Genomic DNA, 12,046 nt, shown 5'->3' with positions numbered 1-12,046 from the left:
AAGCAGAATATGAACCGGAACTGGATCGCCACCGCTCGCACCCTATCCGAAGCCCTGCCCTATCTGCAGCGCTATTCCGGCGCGGTCGTCGTGGTGAAATTCGGCGGCAATGCCATGGGCGATGATGACGCAATGGCGGAATTCGCGCGTGACATGGTGCTGATGAAACAGGTCGGCATGAATCCGGTCGTCGTGCATGGCGGCGGACCGATGATCAACAGTCTTCTGGGCAGGCTAGGCATCGAAAGCCAGTTCGTTCGTGGCAAACGCGTGACCACGAAGGAAACCGTCGAGATCGTCGAAATGGTGCTGTCCGGGCTGGTCAATAAGCGAATCGTTCAGGCCATCAACGATGCGGGCGGGCGCGCGGTCGGCATCTCGGGCAAGGATGACGACATGATGGTCTGCGAGGCTGACGATCCGGAACTGGGTTTCGTGGGCCGTCCGGTCGAGATGAATGTGCAGATCATCCGCGATCTTTACACCGCAGGCATGATTCCGGTGATCGCCCCGGTGGCGACCGGCATGGAGGATAACGAGACCTTCAACGTCAATGGCGACACGGCAGCGGGCGCAATTGCGGGCGCGCTAAGGGCTGACCGGCTGCTGCTGCTGACCGATGTCGCCGGTGTCAAGGACAGCGCGGGAGAGGTTGTCACCCAGCTTAGCCCCGATCAGGTCCGCGACATGATCGCCGACGGGCAGATTTCCGGCGGTATGATCCCGAAGACCGAAACCGCGCTTATGGCGCTTGAAGAAGGGGTTCGGGCCGTCATCATTCTGGATGGCCGCGTACCGAACGCCTGCCTGCTGGAGCTTTTTACCGAGCATGGCGCGGGCAGCATGATCCGGTCAACCGAGCCACGGGTCAAACCTCGCGGGCTGCGTCAGGGCGAGGCCGGACTGTAAAGTTGCATATCTCGGTTAAGTAACGTGCTGCGAGTGCTTGCCCGACCGGCAACGGCTGTGGCAGGCTGCCTGAACGATTGGCATGGCATATGAGGCATCTTTCCCATGACTCCGCTTGGATACCGAAGACTGATCCTGACACGCCACGCCAAATCGGCATGGGACAATCCTTCGCTTGATGACCACGACCGGCCGCTGAACGCGCGTGGCCGACGTTCGGCACTGGCGCTTGGCGACTGGCTGGCAAGCCGGGATTACGAACCGGAAGAGGTCCTGTGTTCCTCGGCCAAACGCACGAAGGAAACCTGGGAAATGGTGGCAAGCGCCATTCTCGAGGTACGCCCGCTGATCCGCTATGAGCCGGGCCTTTACCACGCCAGCGCAGATAAGATGCTGACGATTCTGCGCAGCGCAAGTCATCAGACCGTCATGATGCTTGGTCATAATCCGGGTATCTCGGAATTCGCCGCAATGCTGCCCGCACGTGCTCCCCTGGATCCGGAATTCCGCCGCTATGCGACCGGGGCAACGCTTGTCATCGATTTCCAGATCGAAAACTGGTCCGAGGTCGCCTTGGGACAGGGCAGTGTGATGGATTTTCTTCGGTTCGACGGGCGCGACTGATCTTTGAACAGCTGCCGGATGCACGATTCAGTTGGCGGTTTCCTCGTCCGCATCATCTGATTCGGAAGCCTCTGCATTATCGACAGCAGGCACGTCAGCGGGCGCCTTTGCACGCAAGGCAAGAACACTGACTGCCGGGTTCTCCTCATTGGCATGCAATTCCTGTAGCACCCGTGGCAGCAATTCGTCGGCCGATGCCCCCGCCGGGGCGGCGGCGACTGCCGCGATTGGCTTTTCCGTGGTCAGGGCAACAAGCAGGAACGGAGCAACAGCAGGATCGTCATCTGCCTGCACCGCCGAAATGCCCACACCGAACTGGCGGCCATCCGAGGTTTCGCTGCTTTGTCCGGTCAGATCGTAGATTCCGCCAGTCGGAGAAACCAGAAACAGCCAAAGTTGTCGGGCGGTATCCGCATTCACGCTACCGACAAGCTGATACCCTTCTTCAGCCGAGCGAATCGTGGCCGTCAGCATGGGTGGCGCAGCCGGGCGCCCCGAGACTTCGCGCAGGAACTCAAGTGCCGGACAATGCTGCGGCATGACCTGTGTTTCGATAATCGTCGGGCGCGTGCCGAATTCGGCCTCGTAGGCATCGACAAGCCCGGATGACGGGAAACTGGTATTGCTGAGAACAGACACCATCCCGGCATTCTGCCCGGTGGCGATCCGATCCGCGAAACTGCATGCGGGCAAGGACTGGGATGCCAGAAAACCTTCGCGCGTGGATGTATCCCGCGCCGCAAGTTCCTTCGGTTCTTCTATCTCGGCTTCCGTGACCGCGGGAGGCTGTCCGCTCTCGCGCTTCATCCACCACCCCACGCCCGCCGCAGCGGCGAGCGCCAGAACGATGACGGCAATCAGGATCGTCCATGCCTGACTTCGTTCCGATCTGGCCAGTGGACTTCCCGAAGGTACGCTTTCCATCACCCCCGCCTCTGGCGGCCGCGCAAAGGGACTACTGGAATCCTGCGGAGCAGTTTGCCCGATCAATGTCTGAAACCCACCCGCACCACTATCATCACCGGAAGGGTTTCCGGTCACCGTCCACAGGGGCAAACGGTACTGCGCCGGGATCATCGCCGGATCGTTCAGCATTCGCAGCACGGTACCCATCGTCTCGGGACGCCGCTTGGGATCCGGCTCCAGCATGTGCTGCAATAACGGAAGCAACCGATGCGGAACCCCGGTCAGGTCCGGAATGGCCTGACGCGCGGCAGAGGCAGAAACGATCGAATCTCCCATGTCCAGAGGCTTGCCCCGCAGAACCATCGCCATCAGCAGGGCCAGCCCGTAAACATCGGTTTCCGGCTGGATATCACCGCCGAAATGGCCAAGCTGCTCGGGGGCGATATATTTGAATTTCCCGGCAAATCGCCCAGCAAGCCCATCCCCCAGCTCGGTCGAGCGGGCGATGCCGAAATCGATCAGAACCGCCTCGTCGATCCTGTCATCGCGGAGGATGACATTATCGGGGGACAGGTCACGATGGGTAACCCCGCGGCCGTGAGAGCGTTCAAGCCCCCGCGCAAGCCGCCGCAAAAGCGTGATTGCGGCATCGTCGGACAGGGGACCGTCTTCCTTGACCCGTGCGCCGAGATGACGCCCCTCGACGAATTCCATGATCAGGCAATAACGGTTCAGTCCACCATCAAGGACAAAATTGTGATAGCGAACGATCGCTTCGTCGCGAAGCTGAACCAGAACCCGCGCCTCGCGCCGGAACATGTCGAGAACCGATTCATCCTGTGCCAGATTCGGCAGGATCACCTTCACCGCCACCGGATCACCGGTAAAGACATTCTCGGCGCGGTATACCTCGCCCATGCCGCCAGAGCTGACCAGCGACACGATCCGGTAATTATTATTGATCAGGGTGCCCGGCTCGACGATGCGGATCTCTGCGGCCTGAGACGCCGGTTGCTCGCCGATCACGGTCGGCTCCGCTGGCGGCGGCACGGGAGGAGAAATCGGCGACGCATCGGACGAGATCATCGTCTGCGGTGCGTCCTCGTCTCCGGCTTCATTCGCATCTGCGGATCCGGAAAATACTGTCTTGTCAGCATCAGCATCAGCGGATGTTCCGGATGTCTGCGCGTTGTCTGGCGAGTCCGATACCTGCCGGATACCGTCCTTCGCCCCGGGCTTCGACCCGTCGGTTTCGGAAAAGACGGTTCTGTCATCTGCCGTGCCATCTTCTGCGGATTCGCTGGAAGCAGCAGGCTTTACCTTCTTCTGCGCGACCTCATCCGGCCCGGATGGCTCGGGCGGGTCGGTCTTGCGAGAAGGATCGTCCTCGGTCTCGGTCATCGGTTATTCGTCCTGCGCCTGCAGGGCTTCCTCCCTCGCTGCACAGTCCAGCACGATCACGCTGACATTATCTTTTGCGCCGCGCTCCAGAGTAAGTTCGATCAGTCTCTGCGCCAGCTCCGGCGCAGGTATCGACTGTATCAACAGATGCGCAAGCTCGGCATCGTCCAGATGCTCGGTCAGCCCGTCCGAGCACAGAAGAAGACGGTCCTCGGGCTTGATCACCCCGCCCGCGATTTCGGGATTCGCCGTTTCCCCGATCCCGATGGCCCGGGTAATGACGTTTCTTCCCGGCGCAAGCCGCGCCTCGGCCTCGCTCATGACGCCAGAGGCGATCAGTTGGGCAACTTCACTGTGATCGCGTGTCAAAGGCGTCAATTGGTCGTCACGCAGCAGATATATCCGGCTGTCACCCGCCCAGATGCAACTGAATTCGGCGTCATGGATCAACAGCGCCGCGATGGTCGCCCCGACCGTGCCCAATTGGTTCTGACGGGCATGTTCGGCGATCCGCAGATGCGCGCGGTCCAGCCGCTCCAGCACCCGCGCCCTTTGATCCTGCGCATCGACGGCGATCCCAAGCGAGCCGAGTTCCTCAACGATGATCGCACTGGCGACATCGCCGGCGGCATGTCCGCCCATACCATCCGCAACGGCCCAGACGCCGATATCCGAGAATGCGCCGATACTGTCCTCGTTATGCGATCTGATACGCCCCTTGTCGCTCAGCGCACCCACCTGAAATGAGAACCAGCGATTCGTCTCGTTCATGCCACATCCTCCCCACCGGGTGCCGTACCCGCCTGCCCCCCGCCTGCAAGCAGCCAGTCCAGTTCGGACAGGCCCGGCAAGCCCTGACATCCCAGTACTCCCGACGCAGGGGCCGAATCGTCGGCAAACCACCAATAACTTCTGGCCGTCACTGCATGTGCGTGATCGGCAGAGCGCAAATTTTCCAGCAGCGTTTCAGGCCCAAGTTCGGGATTAAGCGCCCAGAATGTTGGCCAACCCGGCTGTCCCCCCGGGGAAACCTGTCCGGGAAGTTCGGATTGCAGCCGGTTTGCCACGTCGCGCGGGTCGAAACCATCGCTGTCCAGCAGCCCGGTCAGTGCAGCCGAGGCGGCCATATGGAATTCCTGCGACGGGTCGATCACCGGCGCCGGTCCCGTGGTTACCTGCGCCACGATAAGCGGAAAACGGCGCCCGGTCCGGTCATGCGACGGGGTCCAGATGCCGCGCAGCGCCTCGCCGCCAAGCAATGCCGGACCGATCCAGAAATTCAGGCGCGGAGACAGATCAAAGCGGTTTTGCCAGCTTTCCCCGACCTGCGCCCGCCATTCGCCCAATGCGGCCTGCATCCAGTCGCCCAAGGGATTCAGGCAGGAATCCGGCAATCCCGAGGCGATAAAATCGCCAAAACCCGGATGCTTGCCATAGATCCCGGCGACGTTCAGTCGATGCTCTGCGGACATTCAAACTCACGAAGTTCGGGCATGGTAAACGGATTGACCAGCGCATTGATGGTGAAATCATAAGTGATATTGCGCCCGTCCAGCATGAAGGTCGCGCGCAACGTGTCGCCTTGCTGTTGCTTGTAACTGGCCGCATCCAGAAATTGCAGGAAAGTCCAGGAACTGCCTTCGAACCGCAAGACCGATTGGCGCGACTGCGGAGGCGACAATTGCAGGATCGTCGATTTTCCCGTGCCCGGCCAGACAACAGTACGAGGAAGCGAGCCGGTTGCGGTCTGCACCACTTCGTCATTGATCGCGAGTGCAGCGCTTTCAACCGTGGGATGGGCATCGACCTGACTGATGGTGATCTCGACCGATGGTTCCGAGGTTCCCCCGGCAAAGAAAGCCCGCCGAATCCGCTCGGCACGCTCGAACTGCTTCAGCGTGTTCGCCGAAAGCCGCTTGGTGATCTCTTCATCCTCGCGCCATTTCAGACCCTCATCCGTGCGTTCGACATAATGCTCGAGGAATTCGGCGAAATATTTATCCATCTCGCCGCCCGGGCCGAAGAAGCGCGAGAAATTGGCGATGGACAGGCTGCGAGAAGACGTCGTGAAAGGATATGACGTGGTGATCACATCGCGGCAGTAGAATGTCACGCGGTCGGTCAGTTCCCGGTTCATCGTTTCGATGCTTGCGTCCGAGGCCCCGGTGCGGAAATCGCCTTCCGCCCGCGTGACCATCCGCGCCAAAGAATCGGGCAATTGCGAATTGTACTGTGTCAGCTTGTTCAGCAGCGGAGGCAGTATTTCGGGGCCAATTTCCGGGTTATATTCTGCGTTTCGCAACGTCTCCCAGATGGCGCCAAGATTACCCAGCAGCGTATCGACGGGCCGCTGGCCTGCTTCGCCCTCGACCAGCAAATGCCAGTTCTCGAACTCCTTGGTGATCGCCTCGATCGGAGCGGTCACACTGTTGCTCTCGCCCGAAGCGCCATTTCCGCCGCCACCTCCGGGTAAGGCGTCGCCGCCCTGCTGGGCCGCCGCGTCAAGCAGGATACGCTGCACACCGCTGGAACGCGAACGCAGCCGGTCCCCAAGCTGTTTGCCGACAGCGCCAGCGACTTCGCCACCCTCGCCGCCCTGTTCGCCGCCTTCTTCTCCACCTTCGCCAGTCAGAGCCGCCAGATCAGCACCTTCAAGCTGTTCATATTCACGGCTGAGATTGGTTTGGGTCGCAACCGCCTTGACCAGTTCCAATATCGGCGATGCCTGAGCGGAAACCGCGGTTCTGAGCGCCGCGTAATTCGGCTTGTCGGCAACCATCGAGGTCAGCGTTATATCGTTCAGAACACCGTTCCACGCCGAAATGAATTCTCTGCGGTAACGTTCCAGAAGATCGCGGTCCAGACGGGCAAGACGGCTTTCGATCTCGGCGGTATTCGCAAGATCGCCCAGCACCCATTGATCGCGGCGCAGTTCCTCGCCGACGACGGCAAGCTGGTCGTAAAAATAGGACCAGAAGCCTTCATAGGTATAGAGCCCCGGCACCGTCAGCGATGACAGATCCTGCCCATCTCTTGTGGTAAAGACCTGCGCGGCCATATCGCCACCGGCGGCCTCTTGCAGGTTCCAGTCGCTCAGTCCGGCGGCCAGCGCGCCATCCTTGATCAAAGCATAGGCCTGTTCGTCCAGGGGAAGCTGCGCTATCGCGGCGCGCGCGCGGTCGACCGTTGCCTGATCCAGATCCACCAGAAGATTGCGTCTGTCATCCAGAGACAACATGGCCTCCAGATGAATTTGCAGCTGGTCGATCAGTTCCAGCCCCGTGCGACCGGGATATTCCTGCCGCCATGCCTGATTGAACCATGTCAGGATCGCGTCATCATCCTGCGTCTCACCCTGCTTGCCCAGAAGCAGATAAACCTTCAGCGCCCGGTAAATCTCGGTCATCTCGCCCGAGGCGATGATTTCCGGGATCCGGGTTTCAAGCTCAAGGATCAAGCGCGGGCGCAGCATCCGCTCAAGTGCCTCGGCATAGCTTTCGGTCGCGACACGGTTCAGACGATCACGCTGACCAAGACCCAGCCCTTCCCAGAAGCTGGTATCCTGACTGTCGCCATATCCGGCGGGCATCGTGGACAGATCGTTCAGCAGGGGTACGATGGGTCGCAGATCGGTGTCGTCGATGACGTCGCGGGCCAATTCTTCCTGCGCTGCCAGCTTGTAGGAGCGGGTTTCCCCTTCAGCAGTGCGCACAAGCTGGAAATTCTTCCAATAACTGTAGCCCAGCGCCGAAACGGCACCGATCGTGACCAATGCGATTGCCGAAAACGCCGCCGTGCGAATCATCAGGCTACGCCGAACGGCCTTGAGATCATGCGACACCCAGCCCTGTTCGGGAAAAATCACCCGGCGCAGCAAATCGTGGATGAAGAAGCTTTTACCCTTGCCCGACATGAAGGCGGACTGGAAGCCCATCGGCGCATCCGGTGTCTGGATCGCGCCCAGAACCTGATCGACCGGCGTGCCCTCCTGCGTGCCCGAGGTGAAATAGAAGCCGCGCAGAATCGCATTGGTCTTGTAGCGCGTCGGCTCAAAGACCCTGCGCAGAAAGGACGAGACATTGTCGCGCAACAGCGCCATCTGCCCGGGCAGACCGAAGATCGCGATCCGCGCCACGCCATCCGGTTCTTCGGACAGACGGTCGATGATCTCGTCCGACAGACGCGAGACCAGCCGGTCGAACTCTGCCGGAACGGATTCGTGAGTGATCGCCTTGCGATCCTTGTTCTGGAAGGTCACGCCCCAGACCAGCTTGCGGCGGTTCAGGCTGTAGCTGCTGAAATATTCGCGAAAGCCGGCGATAAGGTCGGCCTTGGTGAACATCACATAGACCGGAAAATCGATCTTGAGTTGCTCGTGCAGTTCGGCAAGACGGGCGCGGACGGTCTCGGCATGACGGGTCAGTGCGCCTGAATCGTCCTTCATCATGTCTTCAACCGAGAAAGACAGAATCACGCCGTTGATCGGGCGGTTCGGACGGGTTCGCTTGAGCAGATCAAGAAACGAATCCCAGCTGGCCTTATCGGCAACCGAGTCGCTGTCCTGCGTGGTATACCGGCCAGCGGTATCGATCAGCACCGCCTCTTCCGAGAACCAGAAATCCATGTTCCTTGTGCCGCCAAAGCCCGATACCGCCTGTTCCTGCGCAAGCGGGAAATCCAGTCCGGAATTGGCAAGCGCGGTCGTCTTACCCGCGCCCGGAGGCCCGATGATGACATACCAGGGCAGATCGTAAAGCGAAGAAGCGCCGCCAGATTTCTTAAGAACCGCAAGGGCTTCCTGCATCTTTTCGGCAAGCAGCTTGCCATCGCCCTCTGGCTCGGCCGGGATCATCGCATCTTCTATTTCGCGTGCCGCGCGAACCCGGCGGCGCCAACGGATGAACAGGACCAGGAAGAAGATGAATAGGATCGATCCGATCAGCGTCAGCCGCAGCCATAGGGTCGCCAACGGCCCCCAACCGGTCATCGGGCCACCGATCCAGATGGCGGCACATAGCAGAAGAATGCCAAGGACCGTTACCGTCCAACGCCACCATGCGTGCTTCTTCCAGCGGGGAAAGCGAATATTCAGCCCCAGCAGTCTCAATTCTGCGCCTCCGTCTCGGCGTTATCCATTGGCGCTTCCGTTTGGGGCGCTGCTTCGCCGTCAGAGCCTTCCGCATTGCCAGTCACCGCGTCGCCATATGTGCCTTCACGTGCCAGCATGATCTCGACCCGGCGATTCTCGGACCGTCCCTCGGGCGCGGCGTTATCGGCAACGGGTTCGTCCTCGCCACGGCCTTCGACCGTGACACGCGCGGCATCGGAAAGCAGCGGTCGCAGCACCTCGGCCACGCCTTCGGCGCGGGCTTCGGATAGCTGGTAGTTATCCTTGTACTGCCCACGCCCGGACATCGGCACATTGTCGGTATGACCTTCGATCAGGATCGGACCCTGCTCGCTGTTCAGAACCTCGGCAATGCGTCCGGCCAGATCGGCGAACCCCGGTTTGACCTCAACGGCGCCGGTATCGAACAATTGCAGATTACCCACCCGGATGGCGATGTAATCCCCCTTGGCCTCGACCTTGACCAACCCGTCCGAGATTTCTTGTGAAAATGCCTCGCGAAGGCGATCCAACTGCGTGTTTTCCGCCACAAAGGGTTTCACCTCGACATCCCTGCCGGTCCGGTCGACCTGGATGATCGGTACGCCCTTATGCAAACCTCGCATCGCCTCGGCCGCTTCGGCGCCGTCACGGTTAATCAGCGTGACGAAAACAGTGAACACCCCCAGCACCATCGCTGCGGCGATTCCCAGAACCGCCGGGATCGGGATCGCTCCAAACCGCCGCCCGCTCCCCTGCACCACAGGCTCCCATGTAACCGAGATATCTTCGGCAGGGCGCGGATTGACCCGGCGCAGGCTTTCATAGATGGCGCTACGGATACGGGCCAGTTCGGCGGCGCCGTTAGGCATGGTGCGGAATTGCCCCTCGAATCCCAGCGACAGACAGACCAGCATCAATTCCAGCAGGTTGTATTGCTGCGCCGGCGCCTGCATCGCCTTCTCGGCCTCCTGGAAGAAGCCGACACCGGAATCGCGCTTGTGAAAGAAACGCGCAACCATCGAATATTGCTGCCAGTCCCCGCGTGCGCTGCCCGGCAGGTTCTGCACGATATCATCCGCTGTGCCCGACAGCGCATATTTCGCCACCAACGCCTCGTGCTGGCCGATGCCCGCTGTCAGGGCGTTCCGTTCGAACCGGTCGATTTCGCGGGTCACATGCTCCATCAGCGGAGCGACCTGCAACTCGACCAGCCCGGTGCGCAGCCGTCCCAGCAGGATCAGCAGGCTGGCCGCAGAAGCCAGCAGGGGATTTGCGGAAGATGCCGCGCCCAGTTCACGGACATGCAACGCCTCGTGCAGGGCGATACGCGGGGCCTGCCGGGCGGGTTGCTGTTGATCGCCACGATTGAAATCGGGAAAGAACCCCGGCGCGTCCGCGCCCGACGCGCGGCCTATCTGCCCGGGATTGGCATGTTGTGACGGTGCGGGATTCCCCAGCCAGGTCTGTCCTTCCTGCGCCGCACCGAACGGAGAGCCTCCGGGCCGGTTGTCACCGAAAGGCGACGCGGAACCGGGCTGAGCCTGTCCAAAGGGCGCAGCGGCCGGACCAGCGGGTTTACCGAAAGGCGACGCGCCCGGCCCCCCGGGCTGCTGCGGAGAGACCGGTTTCCCCCAGGCGTCCACAGCCGGCGGCTGCCGACCTGCGGGAGGCCGCTGTCCGAAAGGCGTTCCGCCGGGCAGCGGACCACCGAATACCGTCTTGTCATCATCGTCATCAGCAGCCATCACGACCTCTCGGGTACAGCCCATAGCTCCAGTTTGAGATGCGGCCAGTCACCTGCGAAATGCATCCCGATCGCGGGCGCCGTGGAAAATTCCCGCCACAGGGGCGAATTCTTCTCTAGCCGGAAATACACGTTAGAGGACAATACGCGGATCTGTCTGGGCGGGTTGGGCAGATGCTGCAGGGCAATGCCCGGCAGGTTATTGTTCACGATCTCGGACATGCGGGTATTCGGCCCGACCTTGCACAGTTCCGGGAACTGGCTTTGCACTTCGGTCAGCGGTTTCGCGCTTTCGACCTCGATCACGAAAGCCGCATCGCGGAACAGGTTGCGGTCCGCGACTTCCGCCAGATAGGAATTCTGCCGCACTTCGCGCAGCGGCAGGCGGATGGCGCGCCCGACATCGCGGGACAGCAGCCGTTGAATATCCGCCACGATCTGCGAAAATGCCTCTTTCGGATCGTCGTGATCATAAGCCGCATAATCGGGCGCATGCCGGTTACCACTGTCGAAGGTCGCCAGTTCCCCGGCCAGCGAGACCAATTCGCAATACAGCGCCTCGGGATGCACGGCAAAGGTGCGGGACATATGCCGCAAAACGCCAATCCGCCGATTGAGCGCCATCAGCATCAGGTAATCGCTGGCCTGCAAACCGCCGCCCGCCGAAGGGTCTGTCGCATAGCGGGCAAGACTTTCAAGCCGGGCCTCAATCCAGCCGATCACCCGATTGAGATAACCCAGGATCTGCGGATGCGCCCCGATCACCAGCGAAGGCGGCGGAAATGTCTCATCCAAAGTCACGACACCATCGCGCACTTCGGTAATGCGCGCCAGCCGGATATTCTGATAGCCCGGCCGGGCTGTCTTGCGTATCGCAAGCTCCAACCGCGGCACTGCCAGTTCAAGCATCTGCTCGGATCGCATGGAGGAGGCGGAATCGCTGACTGTCTCGGTCACGATACCCCAGCGCGTCGTGGATCCTTCTTCGTCATAAGGGGCGGTGTCGCGCATATTCGGCGATCGGTCGGGCAATGTCAGCCAGACGAACTGTCCGGCGGCATCATCGGGTACGGGCACGGCCACCGGCAGCGGGCCGGTATCGGGCGCATCGAACGGCGTACCGTCAGGCATCAGCCCCGACACGGCCCGTAGCGAGATCATGCCCTGCTGCGCCTGATCCCGGTCAATCGCCAATTCGCCCACCCCCCACGGGTAAGGCGTGATCAACCGGGTCCGTGCATGAACCAGATGCTCGTGGTAACGATCAGCTTGCTGCAAATGCTGGGGCTGCATGAACAGCCCCTCCTTCCAGGCAACCTTACTGAACCAGGACATGAAGGTTTGGCCCCCAA

The 12,046-nt window shown here is 61.1% G+C and carries 8 protein-coding genes; 2 read left to right on the top strand and 6 right to left on the bottom strand.

From position 1 onward, the window contains the following. Positions 1 to 9 precede the first annotated feature (9 nt). Together argB and D3P04_RS03035 are read left to right on the top strand one after the other, a co-directional pair. Positions 10 to 909 (top strand): acetylglutamate kinase, encoded by a 900-nt coding sequence (argB, locus tag D3P04_RS03040; protein WP_119745841.1) that lies wholly within the window; start codon positions 10 to 12, stop codon positions 907 to 909. Between the two features lie 105 nt (positions 910 to 1,014). After that, on the top strand, positions 1,015 to 1,533 hold the full coding sequence (locus tag D3P04_RS03035; protein WP_119745839.1) for a SixA phosphatase family protein: 519 nt from the start codon (positions 1,015 to 1,017) through the stop codon (positions 1,531 to 1,533). A 27-nt stretch (positions 1,534 to 1,560) separates the two neighbouring features. Here D3P04_RS03035 and D3P04_RS03030 read toward each other — a convergent pair whose 3' ends face one another. From D3P04_RS03030 to tssK, 6 genes are read right to left on the bottom strand one after another with little or no spacing between them, the layout of a single operon-like run. Beyond that, a complete protein-coding gene (locus D3P04_RS03030) occupies positions 1,561 to 3,840 on the bottom strand; it encodes a serine/threonine-protein kinase (RefSeq protein WP_119745837.1) in 2,280 nt (759 codons plus the stop codon). Between the two features lie 3 nt (positions 3,841 to 3,843). Further along, the gene (locus tag D3P04_RS03025) at positions 3,844 to 4,611 is read right to left on the bottom strand and encodes a PP2C family protein-serine/threonine phosphatase (protein ID WP_182912720.1); all 768 of its coding nucleotides are present in this window, start codon (positions 4,609 to 4,611) and stop codon (positions 3,844 to 3,846) included. After that, complete coding sequence (gene tagF / locus D3P04_RS03020; protein WP_119745833.1) at positions 4,608 to 5,312, bottom strand: type VI secretion system-associated protein TagF; 705 nt, start codon at positions 5,310 to 5,312, stop codon at positions 4,608 to 4,610. The genes D3P04_RS03025 and tagF overlap by 4 nt, the downstream gene beginning before the upstream one ends. Then, positions 5,291 to 8,947 carry a type VI secretion system membrane subunit TssM gene (gene tssM / locus D3P04_RS03015; protein ID WP_119745831.1) on the bottom strand — a complete coding sequence of 1,219 codons (3,657 nt, stop codon included), beginning with the start codon at positions 8,945 to 8,947 and terminating at the stop codon, positions 5,291 to 5,293. Before tssM ends, tagF begins: the two co-directional genes overlap by 22 nt. Beyond that, positions 8,944 to 10,695, bottom strand: coding sequence for a type VI secretion system protein TssL, long form (gene tssL, locus D3P04_RS03010; protein ID WP_182912719.1), 1,752 nt, complete (start codon positions 10,693 to 10,695; stop codon positions 8,944 to 8,946). The genes tssM and tssL overlap by 4 nt, the downstream gene beginning before the upstream one ends. Then, positions 10,695 to 12,029: a type VI secretion system baseplate subunit TssK gene (gene tssK / locus D3P04_RS03005; RefSeq protein ID WP_119745827.1), complete on the bottom strand. Its 1,335-nt coding sequence runs from the start codon at positions 12,027 to 12,029 to the stop codon at positions 10,695 to 10,697. The genes tssL and tssK overlap by 1 nt, the downstream gene beginning before the upstream one ends. Positions 12,030 to 12,046: the final 17 nt, after the last annotated feature.

Source organism: Paracoccus onubensis (assembly GCF_003591515.1).
GTDB classification, from domain to species: domain Bacteria; phylum Pseudomonadota; class Alphaproteobacteria; order Rhodobacterales; family Rhodobacteraceae; genus Paracoccus; species Paracoccus onubensis.
Note: the sequence above shows the minus strand (reverse complement) of the source record. Positions and strands in the feature narration are given on the sequence as shown.